Raw genomic sequence first — 22201 nt, 5'->3', positions numbered from 1 at the left:
GCTCTGGGTTGCTCCGAACCGGTCCGCGGGGCCGGGGACGCACGTCCCCGGCCCCGCGACGGTCAGCGCTCCCGGCGGAGGTCCGCGGCGTCGATCCCCAGCACGTGACGCAGGTACAGCGGCCGGATCGCGGCCACGCAGGCCAGGAACGGCAGCACGACGGCCGCCAGCAGCGGCCACACCGCGGGCGGCGGCGCCGCCATCCCGAACAGGGGGGCGAGCGGGGTGTAGGGCACCGCGAGCCCGGCGAGCACGACGGCGCACACCGTCGCCACCACCGGCCGCGACGCGCGTCCCGCCCTGGTCCGCAGCAGGAGCAGCACCAGGACCTGGGACAGCATGCCCTCGGAGAACCAGACGGCCTGGAACACCGCCTGCTCCTGCGGGGTGTCCAGCCCCAGGAAGCGCCACACCGCCCAGAACGTGACCAGGTCGAACGCCGAGGCCAGCGGCCCCAGGACCGCCATGAACCAGAGCATCCCGCGGGTGTCCCAGCGCCGGGGCCGCGCCGTCCACCCCGGCTCCACCCGGTCGAACGACAGCGAGAGCGCGGCCACGCCGAACAGCACGCCCTGCAGCAGCAGCTGCGCGGGCAGCAGCGGCAGGAACGGCAGCACCGCCGAGGCGACCAGCACCGACAGCGTGTTGCCGACGTTCAGCGCGGCGGTCACGGTCAGGTAGCGGGTGGCGCGGCCCAGGGTCCGCCTGCCCTCCTCGACCGCGGAGACGACGACGTCGGGGCTGCGGTCGGCCAGCACGATGTCCGCGGCCGCCCGCGCGGCGGGCACCGCCCCGTCGACGCCGATCCCGACGTCGGCGATCCGCAGCGCGCCGACGTCGTTGAGGCCGTCGCCGAGGAACCCGACGGTGTGCCCGCGGGCCTGCAGCGCGCCCACGACCCGCTCCTTCTGCAGCGGTCCGAGCCGGGTGAACAAGGTGGTGCGCTCCACCGCGCGGGCCAGCGCGACGTCGTTGAGCCCGTCCAGCGCGGCGCCGTCGAGGACTCCGGTCACGGCGATCCCGGCCCGCGCGCACACCTGCTCGGCGACCGCGGTGTCGTCGCCGGTCAGGACCTTCACCGCGACACCCTGCTCGGCGAAGCGCTCCACCGCACGGGCCGCGGACTCCCGCACCGGGTCGACCATCCCGACGAAGCCCAGCAGCAGCAGGTCGCGCTCGGGGTCGTCGTCGTCACCGGCGCCGAGCGGCCGCAGCAGGGGCGTCCGCCGGGTGGCGACGGCGACGACCCGCAGCCCGGTCGCGCGGTGCCCGGCCACCGCGTCGGCGGCCGCGGCCCGCAGCGACGCGGTCAGCTCGACGGGCCCGCCCGCGCGCGCGACCCGGGTGCAGCGGGGGAGCACCGTGTCCGGGTCACCGCGCACGATCACCAGCTCACCGGGGTCGTGCGCGTCGCGCAGCACCACCGCGGAGCGGCGACGGGAGTGGTCGAACGGCAGCTCCTCGACCCGGGTGAGCAGGCCGTGGGCCAGCAGCGCCGACCCGTCCCGGTCGGCGGCGGCCATGGCGTCGTCGAGGCCGTCGCGCGGGGTGGTCTGGAAACGCACCGCGACCGCCGCCGCGTCCGCCGGGGCGGGTTCGGGACGGCCGTCGACGTCGATGGAGTGGGTGAACACCACCCGGTCCTCGGTGAGCGTGCCGGTCTTGTCCAGGCAGGCGACGTCGATCGACCCGAGGTCGTGGATGGCCTCCGGGCGGGTCACCAGCACCCCGGACTCGCGCAGTCGGGTGGTGCCGCGCAGCAGCGTGGTCCCGACGATCAGCGGCAGCAGCTCGGGGGCCAGCCCCACCGTGACGACGACGGCGAACAGCAACGCCTGCCGCACGTCGCCGGACACCTCGACGTTCACCAGCAGCACCAGCGGCGCCGCGAGCAGCATGCAGCGCACCAGTGCCCGGCGCACCGACCGCAGGCCCCGGTCCACCTCCGACTCCGGCCGGGGACGGCGGCCGCGCCCGGCGAGCTCCTCGGTGTGGGTGTGCGCGCCGGTGGCCAGCACGACCGCCGTCGCGGTGCCGCGCACCACGGTGCTCCCGGCGAACAGCAGCGCCGGGTGCGCGGTGACCGGCCCGTCGTCGGACCCGGCCCGCGACGGCCGTCGCCGCGGCGCCGGGCGCGACCCCCGTGACGACGGCCCCCGTGACGACGGCGGGGCCTTCGCCACCGGCAGCAGCTCCCCGGACAGCGACGACTGGTCGACCAGCAGGTCCCGGGCGCGCAGCAGCCGCGCGTCGGCCGGGACGGGGTCGCCCGCGCCGAGCAGCACGACGTCGCCGGGCACCAGGTCCTCCGGCGGCACCTCGCTGTCCCGCGGTGTCGTCCCGGGGGCCGGGCGGCGGCGGACCGTCACCGTGGTCGCGGCGTGCGCCCGCAGCTCCCGCGAGAGCCGGTCGCTGCGGACGGCGTGCCACAGGCGCAGCACGACGCCGAGCGCGGCGACCACGAGCACCAGCGTCGCGCTGCCGGGGCTGCCGGCGACGGCGAGCAGCACCCCGAGCACCGTCATCAGGCCGGAGAACGGCCCGGCGAGCGCGCGGCGGGCACGGGCGGTCGCGCCCGTGCGTCGGACGGCGTCGGCGGCGTTGTCGCCGTGGACGTGCAGCCGCAGCGCGGCGGTGTCCTCACAGAGTCCGCGGCGCGAGGACTCCAGGCCCCGGAACAGCGCGAACGCGTCGGCGTCCGCCCAGTGCCGCAGCGCGGGCTCGCCGGGCGTGGCGGGCGGACCGGCGGGTGCGGGTGGTGGCCGCGCCGCGGCACCGTCGCGTCCGATCGTCCGGTCCAACGGTGCTCCTCCGGTCCCCGGCACCGCGTCCGGCACCGCCCGGTACGGTAACAGTTGCGTAAGTGACGCAACTGTCTGGAGGTCCGGTGGAGACCGCCCCCGAGGGCCCGCAGCCCCTCGACCCCGAGCTGCTGGCCGACGCGGCCGCGGCGTTCGGGATGCTCGCCGCGACCTCGCGGCTGCAGATCGTCTGGCTGCTCGCCGACGGCCCGCGTGACGTCGGCACGCTCGCCGCGGTCCTCGGCCAGCCGGTGGCGGCGGTGAGCCAGCACCTGGCGAAGCTCAAGCTCGCCGGGCTGGTCCGGGCCCGTCGCGAGGGCCGCCACCAGATCTACGTCATCGCCGACGCCGGCATGGTCGAGGTGGTCCGCACCGTGGTGGCCGCGCAGGACCGCCGTCGCGGGCCGGACGCCGTCCGCGACCGGGGGAGCGCGTGACGCCGCCGGGTCCGGTGCCCCCGGGCCGTCCGCGTCCGGACCGTGCCGGCACGCCCCGTCCGCCCGGCGCCCCGACGGCCCGGCGCGACACCCGGGCGCCGCAGGGGTGGCCCCGCTCCGGCGGACCCGCCGGACCCCGGTCGTCACCGGCGGTCCCCGGCGGTGCGTCGGCCGGTCCGCGGTCCCGGCCCACCGACCCCGGTGCCCGTCCCACCACGCCGATGCGCCCGGTCGCCCCCTGGCCCCGCGCCGAGCAGCGCACCCCCGCCCCGCGGTGGCACCGCGTCCGCGGCCTCGTCGCGGCGCTGTCGGTCGCGGTCTTCCTCGCCACCGGCGCCGGCTGGGCGATGGTCGGCGGCACCAGCGGCCTGACCACCGCCGACGTCACCGGCCCGCACGTCGCCGACGGCGCGACCGACATCCTGCTGGTCGGCAGCGACTCCCGGGTCGACGCCCGCGGCAACCCGCTCCCGCGCGAGGTCCTGGACGCCCTGGACGCCGGCGACGCCGACGGCCAGGACAACACCGACACCCTGATGCTGGTCCGGATCCCGGACGACCCCGACCTCGGCGCGTCCGCGGTGTCGATCCCGCGCGACTCCTGGGTCGACGTCCCCGGCCTCGGCATGCACAAGATCAACTCGGCGCTGGCGCGCGGCGCGGCGATGGCTCGGCCGGACCTGGTCCACCAGGGCCTGAGCGGGCCGGACCTGGAGCGGGCGGCCAACGCCGCGGGCAGCAGGCTGCTCGTGCGCACCGTCGAGGAGCTCACCGGCGTCTCGATCGACCACTACGCCCAGGTCAACCTCGCCGGGTTCGCCGACATCACCCGCGCGCTCGGCGGCGTCCCGGTGTGCCTCAAGGCCCCGGTGCACGACAGCTACTCGGGCGCCGACTTCGCCGCGGGCCCGCAGACCGTGCAGGGCGCCCGGGCGCTCCAGTTCGTCCGCCAACGCCACGGCCTGCCCGAGGGGGACCTCGACCGGGTCCGCCGCCAGCAGGCGTTCCTCGCGGGGCTGACCCACCGGCTGCTGTCGGCGGGCACCCTCACCGACCCGACGGCCGTCGCCGACCTGATGCAGGCGATCAACGGGGCCGTCGTGCTCGACCAGGGCTGGGACCTCACCTCGATGCTCGCCCACGCCTCGCAGCTGCGCGGGGACCGGGTCACCTTCCGCACCATCCCCACCGGCCGGGCCGACTACCGGACCGGCAGCGAGGGTGTCGCGGTGAAGGTCGACCCGGCCCAGGTCACCGCGTTCTTCGCCGGGCTGACCGCGCCCGGGGCGCCGGCCGACCCCGGGGCCGGCGACGACGCGGACACCGCCGCGCCGACACCGTCGTCCCCGGCCCCGGCCACCACGGAGAGCAGGACCGGACGGGCCGCGGCGCCCCGGGGTGACCCGACCCCGGCCGCCGACACCCAGCCCGAGTTGACCGCCGACGGGGTGCCCTGCGTCGACTGACGCGGCCCCGTCACCCCGGCCGAGGAGCCTCCCATCATCACCGAGATCATCGACTTCCTGACCTCCGTCCCGTTGTGGGTGGTGGTGCTCGTCGCGGGGCTGGTCACCCTCGGCGAGACCACGATCGGCGTCGGGCTCGTCCTGCCCGGCGAGACCGTGCTCATCGGCGCCGCGATGGCCGTCCCGGACGTCCCGGCCGCGGTGCTGGTCACCGCGGTGGTCGCGGTCGCCGCGGCCTGCGGCGACTTGATCGGCTACGCGATCGGCCGCCGTTTCGGCCCGCGCCTGCGCGAGTCCCGGATCATCGGCCGGATGGGCCGCGACGCCTGGGACGACGCCGCCCGCACCCTGCTCCGCTGGGGTCCGTGGGCGGTGCTCTGCGCCCGGTTCCTGCCGGTGGTGCGGACGATGACCCCGGCCGCGGCGGGCGCGTCCGGACTGCCGCTGCGGCGCTTCCTGCCCGCCGTCGTCGTCGGGGCGACCGTCTGGTCGGCCGTGCACGTGACCGCGGGCTTCCTGCTGCGCGAGGCCGCCGAGCAGTTCGAGAAGGCCTTCGGGATCGCCGGCTGGGTGGTCCTCGCGTTCGTGGTCGTCGCCGGCGTCGTCGGGTGGCGGGTGCGGCGTCGTCGTGCGCAGGCCCGCCGGGCCGCCGCCCGCGAGACCGTCGCCGTGCTCGCCGACGACCGCCGCGACGCCGCCTGAGACCGGACGGGCGCGCCCTCAGCGCCGGATCGGCGGGTTCCGGTCGCGCCGGGCCAGCAGCACGGCGGCCCCCGCCGCGACGACGACGAGTCCGGCCAGCAGCAGCGACCAGCCCAGGATCGACGGCGCGTTCGGATCGGTCGAGATCACCGAGGCGTTGATCTGGGAGACCTCACCGGGGACGAACTCCCAGGTGACGGTGCCGCCGTCGGTCTCGCCGTCGGACTCGACGACCTCGCCAGGGAAGCTCATCGCGAGCCGCACGTCGGCCCGGTCCACCGGCATCGTGGTCAGGTCGGCCCGGCCCTGCACGGCGATCCGCTCCCCGACCCGGCGCAGCTCCAGGTTCGCCCGGCCCGACGCGTTCCCGCCGAGCAGGTTCAGCTGCGAGACCTGCGCGAAGGTGAGGTTCTCGAAGGCCGCGCGGGTGCCGACGAAGCCGTCCTGGTCGTACGGCGACAGCTCGACCTCGTCCGTGAGGTCGGCCGGGACCGCCAGCTGCGGGCCGCGACCGTCCGGCGCGCCCGCGGGCGTCGCGACGACGATCGTGCCGTCGACGGTGTCGTCCGGCTGGACGGCGAGGGCCACCTGGACCCGGGCACAGCCGGTCAGCGCGAGCAGGGCCAGCACCGCGAGCAGCACGAGCGCACGCGTCCGGGATCGACGGCGTGCGGGTGGCGCGGTGTGGTGCGACGGCATGGCGTCATCGTGCCACCCGGGTACGACGGTCCCGGTGTCACTCGGGGGCGTGTGTCGGGTGATCCGTGGGGAGCAGGGGAAGCTCGCGCCCGAGGACGGCGAAGGGGCGCGGGTCGCCGGTGAACAGGTGCTCGCGCAGCACGTCGACGAACCCGGCGCGACGGTAGAGCCGCCAGGCCCGGCCGGGCCTGGCGCGGCCGTACTCGGGGGTGGACAGCAGCATCCGGCTCCGGGCGGCGTCGCGGGCCAGCGCCCGCAGCAGCGCCTCACCGATGCCCGAGCCCTGGGCCTGCGGGTGGACGTGCAGCTCGGTCAGCTCGAAGTAGTCGGTCAGCCAGTCGGCGCTCACGGCGTCCGGCTCCCCGCGCCGGGCCCGCAGTCCGCGGCGGACCTCCTCGAACCACCACTGCCCGGGGCCGCCCCAGTAGCCGTAGCCGATGCCGGTGAGCCGGTCCTGCTCGTCGAGCCAGCCGACCGAGCGCCAGCCCGGCCGGTAGGAGTGCTCGAGCCACAGCGAGCGGCGCTGGCGTGCGGTCGACCGCGGGTAGCCCATCGCGGTGACGTAGACGTCGATCGCCTCGCCCAGCCGGTCGGCGAACTCGCTGCGGCCGAGACCGACCAGACGCGCCCGCGACGGCGCGGCGGTCACCGCGACCACCGGCCCCGGTGGTGACCGCACGCCCGCGCGGGGGCGGGGTCGGTGTCCGGGTGCATGTCCCCATCACACCACGCCCGGCCGGTTGCGGCGGGTCCGGACCGGGTGCCCCGCCACGGAGCCGGTGGGTGAGTGGCGCCACCCGGGCACCCGACTTGACGCGACGATCGAACACGCGTTCTACTGTCGTATGTCGAACGCGCGTTCGATGCCGGGGCGTCCGGTGGGCGGAGTGGGGGAAGCACCCCGTCGCCGGGCGTCCCGGAGACCGATTCCGGTGGTGGGAACCGAGGCCCGGCCACCGGGTGGAGGGCGTGGTGATGCCAGTGGGCGGCTTCTCGCGTTTGTTCCGGTCCCGCCAGCCGGCGGCGATCGACGTGCGCTGGCAGAACGGTGAGCCGGTCGAGTTCTCCCGGCGTCCGTCGCGCCGCGGGGAACATTTTCTGGTCACCGGGGTTCGAGACCAGTGGATCGAGGAGTCCCCGTGGCCGTTCCCGTCGCCGATGCCGGTGGGCGGGGACCGGCTGAGCTGTTGGCGGGTGCTCGCCCGGTCGGTGCAGGACCCGCAGGAGCCGCCGCGTGAGGTGGTGCTGCGGATGCGGTCCGGTCCGGGCGTGTGGGACCTGGTGAAGGTCGACTGAGTGGTGCGGGAGGTGCGGGAGGTGCACGTGCGGAGCAGGACGATGGAACTGGACCTGGCGCTGCCGGCGCCGCGGTCCGCCGGGACACGACGGCCGGGCGACGCCCCGGTGTCCGTCGCCCCACCGGCGCGGCGGTCCGCCCGGGTGCGGCCGGTCGCCGACGGGCTGTGGCCGCTGGACTGCGGCGCGGCACGGGGCTCGGGGCGGGGCTCGGCACGGGCCGCTGCCGACCGTACGGAGTCCGCGTCCGGGGCGGCGCCGTCCCGGCGGGGGAGCGGCCGGACCGGTACGGACCCGGCGGGGGCCGGGTGCACCGGACGGCCGGGTCGGCCCGGATCGACCGGAGCCGCCGGCCGGTCCGGGCAGGTGATCCCCCTGCCGGGCACGTCCGCGCCGGCGGGCGGCGGCGCCGCCCGACCGACCGGAGGTCCGGGACGACCGACCGTGGGCAGCACCGTCGTGCCCGGAGGCCCCGCACGACCGGACGGGGGCCCTGCACGACCGGCCGGCGAGACCGCGCGGCCGGCGGCGCCGCTCGGGTCGCCCGCGCCCGCTCCGCCGTCGCGGGACGCGCTCGGGCTGCTGCGCCAGGCTGCCGAGCAGCTCGCCGAGGCGCACCGGGAGACCGAGCCGCTGCGTCGCTACCCGGCGGCCTACCTCGCCGCGCTCCGTGCCGGGGCGGCGGTGCTGGCCATGCGGGCCCGGCCCAGGACCCGCCGGGGAGCCCCGCGCGACGTCTGGCGGCTCCTCGCCGAGGTCGCCCCGGAGCTGGAGGAGTGGGCGGCGTTCTTCGCCGGCTGCTCGCGGCTGCGGATCGAGGCCGAGGCCGGGATCGGGCGGCACGTCGACCGGCGGGCCGCCGACGACCTGCTGCGCCAGGCCGAGCAGTTCGTGACCCGGGTACAGCTGCTGCTGCCCCGGTGAGGCCCCCGCCGGAGCGGCGGACGGCGCCGGGGCAGGTCGGGCCGCCGGGATCGGGCGCGGCGAGCAGATCCGGGAGGAGGTCGGTCAGGCCGAGGCGGCGGGGCGCGAGGCACTGCGCAGCACCCGGCCCAGCAGCGCGGTGAACACCGCGGAGATCTCCCGGGCGCCCGGGGTGTCCCAGGCCTGGATCGGCAGGCAGGCGCCCTGGGCCTGCTGGACCGCCGAGCGGTCGGGCAGGACGCTGTTGAACACCAGGGGGCCGAACAGCTCGCGCAGCTCGGAGATCCGGAACTCGTGCTCGGTGTTGCGCGGCCGCACCCGGTTGACCAGCACGCCCAACGGCTGCAGGCGGTCGTTGGACCGCTCGCGCTCGGTCTGGACCGCGTCGAACGCGCGCTGCACGCCGGACACCGAGAACATCGTCGGGTCGGTCACCAGGATCGCCCGGTCCGCGGCCGACAGCGCGCTGCGGGTCAGCTGCCCCAGCGACGGCGGGCAGTCCACGATCACCAGCCGGTAGCGCTCCTCGGCGGGCTCGGAGCCGCCGGAGTCGTCGGTGATCAGCTCGCCCGCCAGCCGCTGCAGGGCGCGGTCGAGCCGGTACAGCTGCGCCGCCCCCGGGTCGGGGTGGTTGTGCCGCTCGGTCTGCTCCGCACCGACCAGCACGTCGAGGCCCTCGCCCCACGCCGACGGCGCGATGGCCCGCTCGACGACCGCGCGGCGCGGCTCGTCCAGCACGTCGGCGACGGTGGCCGTGGTCGGCTCCGGGTCGAGCGCGGTGGTGGCATTGGCCTGCGGGTCGAGATCCACCACGAGGGTGGAGACGCCGTGACGCTGCGCCGCGCCGGCCAGACCCAGTGCGACCGTGGTCTTGCCGACGCCACCCTTGAGACTGAGCGTGGCGACGACCTGCACTCACCCAACCTACCGTGCGGTCCGGCACGGTCGCCGGGCGGAGTCCACATGATCGTCGGCGCCCCGCCGTGGGTGTCGTGGCGGGCGGGCGGGCCGGGCACCGGCAGGGGCCACTAGTCTCGGCGCCGTGGGATCGCCGACACGCGAGCAGGCCGGAGCAGCGCGCGGGGCTGCCGTGTTCCGGGTGCTGGACAGGGAGATCGACCGTGTCCGCCGGGACACCGGGGCCGCGCCCCGGGTGCTCGACGTCGGCGGGGGCAGCGGCACCTGGGCGGTGCCGCTGGCGATCGCCGGCTGTGCGGTGACCGTCGTCGACACCAGCCCCAACGCGCTGGCGACGCTGGCCCGACGCGCCGGGGAGGCCGGGGTCACCGACCGGGTCACCCCGGTGAACGGCGACGTCGACACCCTCGCCGAGGTCGCCCCGGCCGACGGCGCCGACCTCGTGCTGGGTCACGGGCTGCTCGAGGTCGTCGACGGCCCGGACCGGGTGCTCGCCGCGCTCGCCGCGGCCGCCGCCCCGGGCGGAGCGGTGTCGGTGCTGACGGTGGGGCGCTACGGCGCGTTCATCGGGCGCCTGGCCAGCGGTCGGCTGGCCGAGGCCCGTGCCCTGCTCACCGACCCCGAGGGGCGCACCGGTTCCGACGACCGGCTGCTGCGCCGGTTCGACGCGCACCGGCTGCAGGAGCTCGCCGCCGGGACCGGACGCCTGCAGACCGAGATCCTCCAGGGCGACGGCACCCTCGAGGCGTGGCTGCCCGGCCCCGGTCAGGAGGGCGAGGCGGCGGGCCGCGAGGAACGTGACGAACTGGACGCGCTCGCGTCGCAGGTCGGCGCCCTCGCCGAGGTCGCCCCGCGGTTGCATCTGCTCGCCCGGCGGTACTGACGCCCGTCCCGCCGCCGGTGTCCGACGGTCGTCGTCCGGCTGCCGTCGGTGATCGGTCGACCGGCGTTCACTCGTCCGCCCACCCCCGTCCGGGTGGGTCCGCGACGGTCCGGGTGACCGACGACACGCCGCGCAACACCGTCCGCTCGACGATCAGCCGAGCGGGTTGGACGGTCCGGGTGGTCGCGGCACGATTCGCCTCGTACTCTTGTCCTCAGACGCCCAGGTTGGGGCGCCCGTCGTACCGGTCGGGGCAGGAAGCCCGGGCCGAATGCGGCCTACCGTCCGATTACGTGTGCCGGAGGTGAAGGCATGCCGCTCTCCGAGCACGAGCAGCGCCTGCTCGAACAGATCGAACGCGCCCTCTACCAGGAGGACCCCAAGTTCGCGTCCTCGGTCAGCGGTAGCCGGCGGAGCAAGCCCGCCCGGCGCCGCCGGATCCAGGGCGCCGTCCTGTTCGTGGTGGGCCTCGTGCTGCTCGTCGCCGGGATCCCCTTCCGGGCGCTCTGGCTCGGCGACCTGCCGATCCTCAGCATCGTCGGCTTCCTCGCCATGCTCGGTGGCGCGCTGCTGGCGGTCACCTCGATCGGCGCCCGTCGTGGCGGCGAGGAGACGACCGGCCAGGGCGGATCCGCCCCCAAGGACAAGCAGTCCGGCGAGAGCGGCGGTGGCTTCACCGGCCGGATGGAGGAGCGCTTCCGGCGTCGCTTCGAGCAGGAGTGACGCCCGGGCGCCCCAGGCGACTGCCCGCGTGACGCCCGGCGGGGCGGGACACCGACTCGGTGACCCGCCCCGCCGTCGTGTGTCCGGCACCGTCGCCGGGTGCCTGACGGTCGGGTAGGGGGGCGCGCTGCCCACGGCTGCCCACGGGGCATCGGCTCGGCGACCGGGATCCGGCGGTCGCGTCGTCAGGGGCCCGCTGCGCTGCGCCGGTGTCGCCGGAGAGTGGGCTCCGGACTTGACTTCACAGATCTGTGTACCTAGCGTCGACCCTCCACGAGTTCACTGATCTGTGAAGGGGTCTCGGATGCGTCAGGTTCTGCACGTGGTCATGGAGTTCCTGCGGGACGTCGCGTGGGGCGTCAACGCCGGCAGCGCGATCCGACACGGCGCCCCACCGCCTGCTCCACGGCGTGCCCGGCCCGTCCGGGAGTACGGCGGCGACGCGATCGGAGGTCGGGAGGCCGACCGGGACCAGGTGCACCCTCTGCGCTGGACGGTCGATGCCGGTGGGGGACTTCGCCTGGCCGGCGGCACGCTCCCCGGGGCGGGCCCGGACCCCGTCACACGCTGACGCGGAGGCCGGCCCACGTCGCCGTCGGAGCTGCGAGACGATGCGGTCGCCCCCGGTCCTCGGGGCCGGGTGCGAGCGGGCACGGCGCGTGGCCGGAGTGGCCTGCCTGCTCAGTGCAGCGCCGCTCGTTCGTCCCGCAGCAGGCGCTCGGCCGCCTCTCGCGCCCTGCGCAGGAGGTCGGGGTCGTCGCCGATGCCGTGGTGGGTGATCGCGCCTTCGAGGAGCAGGAACACCAGGTTGGCCGCCGCTTCGGGACCGGCGATCCCGGGGTGGTCGGCCCGGACGAGTGCTTCGAGATGCCGGCGCACCGCACGCTTGTGGGCGCGGACGACGCGATGGGCGGGATGGTCCGCGGGAAGCTCTCCCGCGGCGTTGATGAAGGCGCAGCCACGCCCGGAGAACTCGACGTCCTGGGTGTAGGAGTCCCAGAGCGCCAGCACTCCCGAGCCCGGGCTCGCAGCCACCCTCTGTTCCATCAGCTCCCACCACGCGTGGTGCCGAGCCTGCAGGTAGGCCTCGACCAGGCGGTCCTTCGAGCCGAACCGGTTGTAGAGCGTGCGCTTGGTGATGCCGGACTCGGCCGCGATGGTGTCGACCCCGACGGCGTGGATCCCGCACCGGTAGAAGAGCTCCGACGCCACGTCCAGGATCCGGCGCGCGCCCGGGGTCAGCGCCGGCGCACGCAGCGCCTCGTGATCCTCCGCGCTCGACATCGCCGACCCTCCTCCCCGTGTCGCCGTGCTCCCGACTTCACCGATCAGTGTACGTCGCCGTCGGGCCGAGACGTGCGGACCTCGTCCAGGTCGTCGGCCGGCGCGTCGTCGTCGGCCGGACGGCGCCCGCGCCGGACCGCCTCCGGCACGACCGAGGCCGGCAGCACCCGGGCCCGCAACGGCGTTCCGCCGGCCGCGATCGCCGTCCGGACCTCGTCCACCAGGCCGTCGAGCGTGCCGGGCCCGGGCAGCATCCCGCCGTACCAGCTCGCCTCGACCCGGCCCGCCAGCTCGCGCAGCGCCTCCGCGGGCCGCCCGGACAGGCCGTGCCGCTCGATGATGCGGTCGGCGGCCGCGCGGACGGTGTCCCCGGGCGGCACCGGGACCCCGTGGTCGCGGGAGGCGGCCAGGACCTCGTCCCACGCCGCGGTCGCCGCACCGTCGCCGCCGGCCCGGGCGAGCCCGGCCCGTCGGGAGTACTGGTGCCGGCGCCACAGGCCCGGGGTCAGCACGACGGCGAGCACCGCGGCCGCCAGCAGCAGCGCCACGACCAGCGGCCACCACGACCCGGTCGCGGCCGTCGGCCGGTCCGCCGCCTGCTCCTCGGTGGGCGGGGGCTCCGGGGTGGGACCGGCGGCCTCCGGGGGCGGGGGTGTCGCGGACGGCTCGGGCTGCGGGGTCTGCTCGGCGGCGGGCGTGCCGCTCTCCTGCTCCCGGGCCTGCTGGACGTAGGCCGGGTCGATGGTGCGGCCGTCGGCGAGCGGGGTCGGGTCGAAGGTCAGCCAGCCGTACCCGGGGAACCACGCCTCGACCCAGGCGTGCGCGTCCTCGGTCGTGATCGTCCGGGCCCCGGAGCCGTCGGCGTCGCCCGCGGTGAAACCGACCGCCACCCGGGCCGGGACGTCGACGGCGCGCAGCATGACGGCCATGGCCGAGGCGTACTGCTCGCAGTAGCCGGTGCGGCCGCGGGTCAGGAAGTCGACGAGGGCGTCGCCGTTGCTGCCCGGCGCGGTCGCCAGGCTGTAGGTGAAGGGGGAGCCGGGCCCGGTGAAGTGGTTCTCCAGCGCCATCGCCCGGTCGAACGGCGTCGCGGCACCGGCGGTCACCTCGCGGGCGATCGCGGTGACCCGCGGGTCGACCCCGTCGGTGTCGAGGTAGGCCCGGTCGACCGTGGTCGGGCCGGATGCCGCGCGCAGCTGGTCGGCCGAGGGCTCCGGCAGCCGCATCGACTGGGTCCAGCCGTCCTCGGACTGTGCGCGTTCGCTGTAGACGATGCCGCCGGCGGCGTCGTAGGCCCAGCTCGGCGAGGCGACCGCGATCCGGGTGGGGTCGCCGAACACCGGCAGCCAGTAGTCGCGGAAGCCGAGGTTCTCGACCTGCACGTCCTGCGCGGCGGCCGGCCCGGACGTCGACGGCGGCAGCGGCCCGGTCAGCGGCACCCCCGGCAGCGGACGGCCCGCCTTCCAGCCCTCCTGCGGCACGTAGGTCTGCAGGGTGAGCGCACGCAGGTAGGTCGGGGTCTCCAGACCCCGGACGCTGAACAGCGGCCGCGGCTCGCTGCGGGTCAGCTGTCCGCGCAGCGAGGTGAACGGGTTCAGCCCGATCGAGCCGTCGGCGTTGCCCCCGGTCCCGCCGGTGGCGTCGAAGCGACCCGAGGTCCCCACCGACGACGCCAGCAGCCCCACCAGCAGCGAGCCCACGACGGCCACCGCGACGACCGCGGCCCCGGCCGGGATCTGTCGCAGCCGGTCCGGGCGCAGGAGCAGCAGCACGCCGTAGCCGAGCGTCGCCGCGACGACGGTCCACCAGGGCAGCAGGTCCGGCTGCAGCGCGGTCGGCACCGCGAACACCACGAGCAGCGGCACCCCGGCCGCGGCCGGGGCGGCGACGGTCACCGCGAGACCGAACACCGCGATCGCGATCGTGCCGAACCCGAGGGCGACCAGCAGCAGGATCTCCGGGCTCGCCGGCACCGGCGGCAGGCCGCTGTCGATCTGCTGCCCGGCACCGCCGAGCAGGCCCGACAGCTCGCCGAACGCCGTGGGGCCCGGGAGCACCCCGAGCACACCGCTGCCGGTGAACCACGCCGTCACCAGCAGGATCAGGGCCAGCAGCTGCCCGGGCGCGACCAGCCAGGCCCGCAGCGGCAGCAGCAGGGCGCCGACCAGGGCGACCAGCACGACGGCGACGGCGGCGTGGGCGAACCAGGCCGCGCCCTGCACGACCGAGCTCATCGCCGTCCCGGCGAGCAGCACCGCGACGACGGTCGCGACCGGTCCCAGCACCACCGTCCAGGCCGGCGCGCCCGGCGTCCGGCCCGCCGGCGCGGTCTCGGCGACGGGCGCGGCGGGTGGCGGCGCGGGCCGCACGGGGGGCCGGGTCGGCGCGCTCATCCGGTCGCTCCCGCGGTGCCGGGCGAGCCGCAGGCGTCGGCCCAGGCCCGCTGGACGGTCATGTCGGAGGTGACGACGGTGGCGTGCCACCCGGCACGGCGCAGCGCGGCCGCCGCGACCGACGCCGGGCGGGCCCGCGTCGCCGCCGACCAGGTGTCGACGTCGAGGAGGACGGCGTGCCCGCCGCGCGGCCAGGCCGAGACCAGCGCGGTGACGTCCTGCGGCGCGGTCCCGCCGAGCACCGCGAGCACCCCCTCCGGATGCCCGGGCCCGGGGCCGGGTGCGGTGATCCCGGTGCTCGCCGAGGGCCGCAGCACCGCGAGCGACTCCAGCCGCGGGGGCACGGCGTCCGCGCCGGTCACACCGGGCGGCACGTCGCCGACGGTCTCGCCGGACTCGTCGACGAGCGCGACGGCCTCGCCGCGCTGGAGCAGGTGCACCGCGGCGCTGGCGGTGAACGCCACCGCCCACTCCAGGCTGGACGCGGGTCCGTGGCCGCGGTGGGCGCTGTCGCGCCGGTCGATCAGCAGGGTCACGCCGGACGGGTCGGGCCGGTCGTCGAGGCGGACCATCAGCTCGTCACGCCGGGCGCTGGAGCGCCAGTGCACGCGGCGCAGCTCGTCGCCGTGGCGGTAGGGGCGGATCAGCACGTCCGGGGTGCCGGGGCCGGGGCGGCTGCCGCCCTCGGCGCCACGCCCGGCGGCGGTGGAGGTCAGGGCGGGCCGCCCGGTGAGCGGGGTGACCCGGGGGAGGACCAGCAGCCGGTCGGCGGGCAGCAGGTCGTGGCGGAACTCGGCCAGGCCGAGTGCGTCGGTCCCGCGGCCGCGCAGCGGGCCGATCCGGTACGCGCCACGGACCGCGGGCCGCACCGGGTAGCCGACCCGGGCACCGCGGCGACCGAGCCGGTGCACGGTGAACCGTGGCGGGTAGCGGTCGGCGGGACCGGCGGCGTCGGGCACGTGGTCGGCGATCCGCAACGCGCCCAGCAGGGCGCCGCCGGCGATCCGCAGCAGCACCGTGCCGCCGTCGCCCGCCTCCAGCCGGGCCGGCTCCAGGGTGCGCGCGACCTGCAGCGAGCGGCGCGACCGCAGCGCGACGACGAGCGCGAGCAGCGGCAGGAGCAGCACGAACGCCCCGATCCGGACGAGGTCGCGCTCGTCGAGCGCGATCGCCGAGAGGACCATCGCGGCGCCGCCGGCGAGCAGGCAGCGCCCGCGCACGGTCAGCCCCGCCGGCCGTTCCCGGCGCGGTGCGCCGCCGGTCGCGAGCGGCGGAGAGGACGGCGGAGACGACCCGGACGCGGCCGGGGCGCCGGGCTCGGCGGGAGCCGGTGTCCGCGGCGGCGGCGCGGTCGGCGCCATCTCAGCCCCGCGGCGGGGACGGCACCGCGACCCGCGCGACGGCGGCCCGCACCAGGTCCGCCGGCGTGCGGCGGGCCGCGACCCCCTCGGGCCCCAGCATCAGCCGGTGCGCGAGGACGGGAACGGCGACGGCCTGGACGTCGTCGGGCACGACGTACCCGCGCCCGGCCGTCGCCGCCCAGGCCCGGGCGGCGCGCAGCAGGTGCAGGGTCGCGCGCGGCGACGCCCCGAGGCGGACCTCGGGCAGCCGTCGCGTCGCACCGACGACCTCGACGCAGTAGCGGCGCACCTCCGCCGCGGTGTGCAGACCACGCACCCCGGCGATCATCGACCGCAGCGTGCGCAGGTCGGTGACCGGCCGCAGCCGCTCCAGCGGGTCGGTCGAGCCGTGCTCCTCGAGCATCGCCAGCTCGGCCGCCGGGTCGGGGTAGCCGACCGAGACGCGGATCGTGAACCGGTCCTGCTGGGCCTCGGGCAGCGGGTAGGTGCCGTCCATCTCCACCGGGTTCTGGGTGGCGACGACCATGAACGGGTCACCCAGCGGGTAGGTGCCGCCGTCCACGGTGACCTGGTGCTCGGCCATGCACTCCAGCAGCGCCGACTGGGTCTTCGGTGACGCGCGGTTGATCTCGTCGGCGATCACGACGTTCGCGAACACCGGGCCGGGCCGGAACTCGAACTCCGCGGTCTGGCGGTTGTAGACCGACGAGCCGGTGATGTCGCCGGGCAGCAGGTCCGGGGTGAACTGCACCCGGCTCACCGCCCCGTCGACGGCGCGGGCGAGCGCCTTGGCCAGCGTGGTCTTGCCGGCGCCCGGCACGTCCTCGACGAGCAGGTGGCCCTCGGCGAGCATCGCGACCAGGGCGAGCCGGATGGTGTCGGGCTTGCCGACGATGATTCGCGCCATCGCGGCGGCGATCCGGCCCGCCGCGTCGGCGACGGCGACGGCGTCCATCGGCTCGGGCGCGTAACCGGGGTGCGCACCGCTGGCCTCGGCCCGGCGGACGGGACCACCGGACGGCGACGGGACGGGCGGTACGGAGGGCGCGGACGGCGCGCTCGACGACAACGGGCCTCCTCAGGAGACGGCTCGGATGACCCCAGTCTGTCAAACGTCCCCCGATCGGGACCGGGCGCCGCCACCTGCCCCGCGACGCTGCTCCGTACGGCCGAACGCGGCGGGCCCCGCAGTGCCCCGGCCGGCGCCGTCGGCACCTCCGCCGCGGCGCCCCACGGCACTCCACGGCGGTTCCCCCACCGCGCCCCACCGTGGTTCCCCACGCCACCCCACCACGCGTCCGTCGGGCTCCCCACCGCCCCCCACCCGGCCTCCCCACGGTCGCCCCACCCTCTCCCCACTCGTCCCCACCCCGGACGCCCCGATCGGCCCGGAAACCGCCTCCGACCAGCCACGACGGCGGTGGGGGAGCGGTGGCGCCCCGGACGGGCGCGACGGGCCCGACACGGCCTCCGGACGTCGCGCGACCGGGTGGCGCGGCGCGCGCCCCCACCGTCCCCCACCGCTTCTGACCTGCGGAAACATTCGATGAACGGCGGAAGATCCCCCCGTCTCGGGTTGACGGTGGGTGAGTGTGGGGTAGTGTGGTGATCGCTGGGGCGAACAGGGGTCCCAGGTGGAGGTGGGGTCGGTGTTCCTCGGCACCTACACCCCGAAGTTGGACGACAAGGGGCGGCTCACGCTGCCCGCAAAGTTCCGCGACGAGTTGCGAGGCGGCTGCATGATCACGAAAGGGCAGGACCACTGCCTCTACGTGTTCACCCGTGACGCCTTCACCGAGATGGCGCGCAAGATCGCCGCGGCCCCGCTGACGAACGAGTCGGCGCGGGTGTTCCAGCGGAACCTCTTCTCGGGCACCGACGAGCAGAACCCCGACGGCCAGGGCCGGATCGCGATCCAGTCCGAGCTGCGCCGGTACGCCGGACTGTCCAAGGACTGCGTGGTGATCGGCGCGTTCACGCGTGCCGAGATCTGGGACGCGCAGGCCTGGCAGGAGTACCAGGAGCGGCACGAGGACGAGTTCGCCAAGGCCCAGGAGGAGGTTCTGCCCGGGCTGTTCTGAGTCCCGCTGGCGGGCGGGACGACGGACGGCGGCAGTACCGAGCAGGACAGCACGACCGACAGCGGACGACACCACCGTCGCCGCCCCGACCCGGGTGCCGTGATCGAGATGGCCCTGGCACACCTTCCCCGGTGCCAGGTCCGTCTCGGCACGGCCCCCGGGTGGGGACGGCGCAGGCGCCCACCCCGACTGGGGAGTTCGGGTGGCGCGGTGGAGCCCGCGCGTCTTCGGGCGTGGAGCGGACCGGTTGTGGGAGCCGGCACGCCACACCCACGGACATCGACCGTCCCGGTCCCGGCCCCGTGGCCGGGACCGGGGACGGACGCCGGCCGGCACGACACACACGCACACACCACGGGGACGGACGGCGCACCGGGGGGTGGGACGTGGACGGAACTTCCGGCGACGGCGCCACCCCGCGCGACGAGCGCGCGCCCGGTGACCGGCACACCCCGGTCCTGCTGGAGCGGGTGACCGAGCTGCTCGACCCCGCCCTGCGCGACCGGGACGCGGTCTACGTGGACGCCACCCTCGGCATGGGCGGCCACGCGGCCGCGCTGCTGGCCGCGCACCCCAGGCTGACCGTCGTCGGCATGGACCGGGACCCGCAGGCCCTGGAGCTCGCCGGCCGCAGGCTCACCGCCTACGCCGACCGGCTGCACCGGGTGCACACCGTCTACGACGACGTCGCCGGCGCACTGGAGCAGGCGGGGGTGCCCGCCGCCGACGGGATCCTGTTCGACCTGGGCGTGTCCTCGCTCCAGCTCGACGAGGACGCCCGTGGCTTCTCCTACTCTCGCGACGCTGACCTCGACATGCGGATGGACCCGACCACCGGGTCGACCGCCGCCGACGTCCTGAACTCCTACACCGCCGGTGAGCTGCGCCGGATCCTGCGGGAGTACGGCGAGGAGCGGTTCGCGGGCCCGATCGCGAACGCGATCGTCCGGACCCGGGAGAAGCGCCCCTTCACCCGCAGCACCGAGCTCGTCGAGCTGCTCTACGGCGTGGTCCCGGCCGCGTCCCGGCGCACCGGCGGGCACCCGGCGAAGCGGACCTTCCAGGCCCTGCGCATCGAGGTGAACCGCGAGCTCGAGGTCCTGCGCGACGCGCTGCCCGCGGCGCTGGACGCGCTCGCCCCGGGCGGGCGGATCGTCGTCCTGTCCTACCACTCGCTGGAGGACCGGATCACCAAGCGCGTGTTCGCCGAGCGCGTCCGCTCGCGGACCCCGGTGGACCTGCCGGTGGAGCTCCCCGGACACGGACCGGAGTTCCGGCTGCTGACCCGGGGCTCCGAACAGGCGTCCGACTCCGAGGTCGCCCGCAACCCGCGGGCCGCCCCGGTGCGGCTGCGCGCGGCCCAGCGCGTGGAGGACGGGCCGTGAGCACCCGTGGCACGGCCCCGAGCACGCAGGCAGTACCGGCACGGCGGAGAGGCAGGAACCCCCGATGAGCACACCCGTCATCGAGCGCCCGGGCACCCCGGGCGGTGGCCGGGCACGGCCCGACACCCGCCAGAGCCGTCGCACCGCGGCGCCCCCGCGGATCCCGGCCCAGCGCGGCCCCGGCGACGCCCGCCGGGTGGCCGACCAGCGCCGCCGCACCGCGGCCAGGGAGAACACCGGCCGCGCAAAGTTCGTGCTGGTCGTGATGGTGCTGCTGGTCTCGGGTCTGATCGCGACGCTGTGGCTGTCGACCGCCGCGGCGGCCGACTCCTACGCGCTGCAGGCGGCCCGGGAGCGGACCGCGTCGCTCACCGAGCAGTCCGAGGCGCTCCGCAAGGAGGTCACGGTGCTGCAGAGCCCCGGCTCGCTCGCCGACCGCGCCGCCGCCCAGGGCATGGTCCGGGTGACCGACCCGGCGCGCCTGGTCGTCGCCCCGGACGGACGCGTGGACGTCGTCGGGGAGCCGATGGCCGCCGTCGCCGCGGCCCCGGCCGTGCCACCCGTGCCGCCCGCCGCCGACGCACCGGCACCGCAGACCCCGCCCGCGCCGCCGGCGGGCCAGCCGGGTGCCGCCACCTCCGACCCGGCCGCCGAGGGCGGCGACGCCGCCCCGGGCGGGGCCGCGGGCGCCGGTCAGGGCGCCGGGCAGGATGCTGGTCAGGGTGCCGGTGAGGGCACCGAGCGCGAGGTCCCGGCCGACACCCGGGCGGCGGGCGGGAACTGATGGTCTACGCGCCGCCGCGCCCCCGGCCGCGGGGGCAGGGCCCACGGGGCGGACGGCGCCGGTCCCCGGCCGACGACCCGCGGTTCCGGCTGCGCCTGGCCTGGGTGGCGCTGGCCGCCCTGCTGCTGGTGTCCGGGGCGAAGCTCGTCGTCGTCCAGACGGTGCAGGCGGGCACGCTGACCGCGGACGCGGAGAAGCAGCGCGCCAGCCGGATCGTCGTTCCGGCCGAGCGCGGATCCATCACCGACCGCAACGGCGCCGTCCTGGCCTTCTCCACCGAGTCCAAGGCGCTCGTCACCAACCCGCGTCTGATCAACTCGACCAAGGGCGCGGACGCGGTCGCCTACAAGAACCGGATGGCCGAGGCCGTCGCCGCGGTGACCCACGGCGACCCCGAGGAGCTGAAGCGGGCGCTGAACAGCGACCGCGGCTACGTTGTGATGGCCACCGCGGTCGACCCCGGGCCCGCCCGTGACCTGCGCAGGCAGTTCCCGGAGATCGCCGAGGAGAGCCGCGAGGCGCGCCAGTACCCGAACGGGACGCTCGCCTCGAACATCATCGGCGCCGCGACCTGGAGCGCCGACGCGCAGAAGCTCATCGGCCGGATCGGCCTGGAGTCCTCCGACGACGCCCTGCTCGCCGGGCGCGACGGCTTCCAGATCGCCGACACCGCCGAGGGCAGCGGCACCGTCATCCCCGGCAGCGTGCGCTCCGAACAGGCCGCGGTGTCCGGCTCCGACGTGCAGCTCACCATCGACTCCGACCTGCAGTTCCAGGTGCAGCGGATGCTGGCCGACTACGCGGGCCGCGCCGAGGCGCGCAGCGGGTCGGCCGTCGTCCTCGACCGGGCGACCGGGCAGGTGCTCGCGCTCGCCGACAACACCTCGTTCGACCCGGCGCAGCTGCTGTCCGCGGACCCGAACACGCTGGGAAACAAGGGCGTCACCACGCCGTTCGAGCCCGGTTCGGTCAACAAGGTGGTCACCATGGCCGCCGCGCTGGAGGCCGGCGTCGCCAAGCCCGACGACGTGCTGGCCGTGCCCGGCAGCATCGAGGTCGCCGACCGGACGATCAAGGACGCCTGGGAGCACGGCCTCGACCACTACACGCTGACCGGTGTGCTGGCGAAGTCCTCCAACGTCGGCACGCTGATGACCGCGCAGAAGGTCGGCGAGGACCGCTTCTCGGACATGCTCGCGAAGATGGGCATCGGGCAGAAGACCGGTGTCGGGCTGCCCGGCGAGAGCGGTGGGCGCGTCCCGGCCCGCGCGACCTGGTCCGGCTCCACCTTCGGCAACCTGCCGATCGGGCAGGGGCTGTCGATGACCGTGCTGCAGATGGCCGGGATGTACCAGGCCATCGCCAACGACGGCGTCCGCATCCCGCCGCGGATCGTCGCCGCGACGACCGGCCCGGACGGCGTCCGGGTACCGACCGAGGCACCCGAGCCGGTGCAGGTGATGTCGCCGCAGACCGCGCAGACGCTGCGGACGATGCTCACCGCCGTCACCCAGAAGGCGCACGGCCAGTCCGGCACCGGGCCCGCCGCCGCGGTGCCCGGCTACGAGGTCGCGGGCAAGACCGGCACCGCCCAGCAGGTGGACCCGGCGACCGGGGCGTACTCGCGCTCCCAGTACTGGATCACCTTCGCCGGGATGCTCCCGGCCCAGGACCCGCGGTTCGTGATCGGGATCATGCTCGACGCCCCGAAGGGCGGGACGAGCGCGGCCCCGCTGTTCCACGACATCGCCTCCTACCTGGCCCAGCGCGACGCCGTGCCGGTGCAGACGACGCCCGCCCCGGTGCAGACCCTGCAGATCAGGTGACGGCGCGGCCGGGTGCGGTCCGGCTGCGTCGGGCGGTCCCGGCCGCTGCCCACCCGTACGGGTGCCGGCCGGGCCGCCGTGCGCCCTGCCCGGCGGCCCGCCCACCGGACCGGAACCTGCGCCGGATGGCCGTATCCGGCTGGTCGGACGGCCGGGTGCCGGTCGTCTGTCCGCCGCCCGCCGCGACCGCCTCCGCGAGCGGTCGGGGGCGTCCGACCGGGGGGAGGGGCGGCCCGTG

19 protein-coding genes are annotated in these 22201 nt (G+C 76.5%); 11 read left to right on the top strand and 8 right to left on the bottom strand.

The window, feature by feature from the left end:
- Positions 1-62 precede the first annotated feature (62 nt).
- Positions 63-2801, bottom strand: coding sequence for a magnesium-translocating P-type ATPase (mgtA, locus tag Ae331Ps2_RS27940; protein ID WP_249265292.1), 2739 nt, complete (start codon positions 2799-2801; stop codon positions 63-65).
- An 86-nt stretch (positions 2802-2887) separates the two neighbouring features.
- Here mgtA and Ae331Ps2_RS27935 point away from each other — a divergent pair, with 86 nt between their 5' ends.
- From Ae331Ps2_RS27935 to Ae331Ps2_RS27925, 3 genes are all read left to right on the top strand, one after another.
- The gene (locus tag Ae331Ps2_RS27935) at positions 2888-3238 is read left to right on the top strand and encodes a helix-turn-helix transcriptional regulator (protein WP_020627231.1); all 351 of its coding nucleotides are present in this window, start codon (positions 2888-2890) and stop codon (positions 3236-3238) included.
- 221 nt (positions 3239-3459) lie between these two features.
- Positions 3460-4704, top strand: coding sequence for an LCP family protein (locus tag Ae331Ps2_RS27930; protein WP_083696389.1), 1245 nt, complete (start codon positions 3460-3462; stop codon positions 4702-4704).
- A gap of 81 nt (positions 4705-4785) precedes the next feature.
- Positions 4786-5406, top strand: coding sequence for a DedA family protein (locus Ae331Ps2_RS27925; RefSeq protein WP_139318678.1), 621 nt, complete (start codon positions 4786-4788; stop codon positions 5404-5406).
- A gap of 18 nt (positions 5407-5424) precedes the next feature.
- Here Ae331Ps2_RS27925 and Ae331Ps2_RS27920 read toward each other — a convergent pair whose 3' ends face one another.
- Positions 5425-6105: a DUF3153 domain-containing protein gene (locus Ae331Ps2_RS27920; RefSeq protein ID WP_043281087.1), complete on the bottom strand. Its 681-nt coding sequence runs from the start codon at positions 6103-6105 to the stop codon at positions 5425-5427.
- 37 nt (positions 6106-6142) lie between these two features.
- A complete protein-coding gene (locus tag Ae331Ps2_RS27915) occupies positions 6143-6754 on the bottom strand; it encodes an N-acetyltransferase (RefSeq protein ID WP_075311555.1) in 612 nt (203 codons plus the stop codon).
- Between the two features lie 326 nt (positions 6755-7080).
- Here Ae331Ps2_RS27915 and Ae331Ps2_RS27910 point away from each other — a divergent pair, with 326 nt between their 5' ends.
- Positions 7081-7401 (top strand): hypothetical protein, encoded by a 321-nt coding sequence (locus tag Ae331Ps2_RS27910; protein ID WP_051050348.1) that lies wholly within the window; start codon positions 7081-7083, stop codon positions 7399-7401.
- Positions 7402-7845: 444 nt separating this feature from the next.
- On the top strand, positions 7846-8325 hold the full coding sequence (locus Ae331Ps2_RS33685) for an SAV_6107 family HEPN domain-containing protein (protein WP_233147494.1): 480 nt from the start codon (positions 7846-7848) through the stop codon (positions 8323-8325).
- Positions 8326-8409: 84 nt separating this feature from the next.
- On the opposite strand, the gene Ae331Ps2_RS27900 is transcribed toward Ae331Ps2_RS33685, so the two are convergent.
- Positions 8410-9240: a ParA family protein gene (locus tag Ae331Ps2_RS27900; protein ID WP_020623749.1), complete on the bottom strand. Its 831-nt coding sequence runs from the start codon at positions 9238-9240 to the stop codon at positions 8410-8412.
- Between the two features lie 127 nt (positions 9241-9367).
- On the opposite strand from Ae331Ps2_RS27900, the gene Ae331Ps2_RS27895 reads away from it, so the two are divergent.
- Together Ae331Ps2_RS27895 and Ae331Ps2_RS27890 are read left to right on the top strand one after the other, a co-directional pair.
- On the top strand, positions 9368-10126 hold the full coding sequence (locus Ae331Ps2_RS27895; RefSeq protein WP_233147495.1) for a bifunctional 2-polyprenyl-6-hydroxyphenol methylase/3-demethylubiquinol 3-O-methyltransferase UbiG: 759 nt from the start codon (positions 9368-9370) through the stop codon (positions 10124-10126).
- A gap of 312 nt (positions 10127-10438) precedes the next feature.
- On the top strand, positions 10439-10849 hold the full coding sequence (locus Ae331Ps2_RS27890; RefSeq protein ID WP_020623751.1) for a DUF3040 domain-containing protein: 411 nt from the start codon (positions 10439-10441) through the stop codon (positions 10847-10849).
- Positions 10850-11530: 681 nt separating this feature from the next.
- On the opposite strand, the gene Ae331Ps2_RS27880 is transcribed toward Ae331Ps2_RS27890, so the two are convergent.
- From Ae331Ps2_RS27880 to Ae331Ps2_RS27865, 4 genes are read right to left on the bottom strand one after another with little or no spacing between them, the layout of a single operon-like run.
- Complete coding sequence (locus tag Ae331Ps2_RS27880) at positions 11531-12133, bottom strand: TetR/AcrR family transcriptional regulator (protein ID WP_075305624.1); 603 nt, start codon at positions 12131-12133, stop codon at positions 11531-11533.
- Positions 12134-12177: 44 nt separating this feature from the next.
- The gene (locus Ae331Ps2_RS27875; protein WP_083696102.1) at positions 12178-14526 is read right to left on the bottom strand and encodes a DUF3488 and transglutaminase-like domain-containing protein; all 2349 of its coding nucleotides are present in this window, start codon (positions 14524-14526) and stop codon (positions 12178-12180) included.
- Positions 14523-15887 carry a DUF58 domain-containing protein gene (locus tag Ae331Ps2_RS27870; protein WP_083696100.1) on the bottom strand — a complete coding sequence of 455 codons (1365 nt, stop codon included), beginning with the start codon at positions 15885-15887 and terminating at the stop codon, positions 14523-14525. The genes Ae331Ps2_RS27875 and Ae331Ps2_RS27870 overlap by 4 nt, the downstream gene beginning before the upstream one ends.
- A 1-nt stretch (position 15888) precedes the next feature.
- A complete protein-coding gene (locus tag Ae331Ps2_RS27865; RefSeq protein ID WP_075305626.1) occupies positions 15889-16842 on the bottom strand; it encodes a MoxR family ATPase in 954 nt (317 codons plus the stop codon).
- Between the two features lie 694 nt (positions 16843-17536).
- Here Ae331Ps2_RS27865 and mraZ point away from each other — a divergent pair.
- From mraZ to Ae331Ps2_RS27845, 4 genes are all read left to right on the top strand, one after another.
- The gene (mraZ, locus tag Ae331Ps2_RS27860) at positions 17537-17968 is read left to right on the top strand and encodes a division/cell wall cluster transcriptional repressor MraZ (protein WP_043276508.1); all 432 of its coding nucleotides are present in this window, start codon (positions 17537-17539) and stop codon (positions 17966-17968) included.
- A 386-nt stretch (positions 17969-18354) separates the two neighbouring features.
- Positions 18355-19353: a 16S rRNA (cytosine(1402)-N(4))-methyltransferase RsmH gene (rsmH, locus tag Ae331Ps2_RS27855; protein ID WP_075305627.1), complete on the top strand. Its 999-nt coding sequence runs from the start codon at positions 18355-18357 to the stop codon at positions 19351-19353.
- A gap of 64 nt (positions 19354-19417) precedes the next feature.
- A complete protein-coding gene (locus Ae331Ps2_RS32250; RefSeq protein ID WP_075305628.1) occupies positions 19418-20137 on the top strand; it encodes a hypothetical protein in 720 nt (239 codons plus the stop codon).
- Positions 20137-21963 carry a penicillin-binding protein 2 gene (locus tag Ae331Ps2_RS27845; RefSeq protein ID WP_083696096.1) on the top strand — a complete coding sequence of 609 codons (1827 nt, stop codon included), beginning with the start codon at positions 20137-20139 and terminating at the stop codon, positions 21961-21963. The genes Ae331Ps2_RS32250 and Ae331Ps2_RS27845 overlap by 1 nt, the downstream gene beginning before the upstream one ends.
- Positions 21964-22201: the final 238 nt, after the last annotated feature.

Source organism: Pseudonocardia sp. Ae331_Ps2, assembly GCF_001932405.1.
Taxonomy (GTDB): domain Bacteria; phylum Actinomycetota; class Actinomycetes; order Mycobacteriales; family Pseudonocardiaceae; genus Pseudonocardia.
This window is presented reverse-complemented; position numbering and strand designations above follow the sequence as displayed.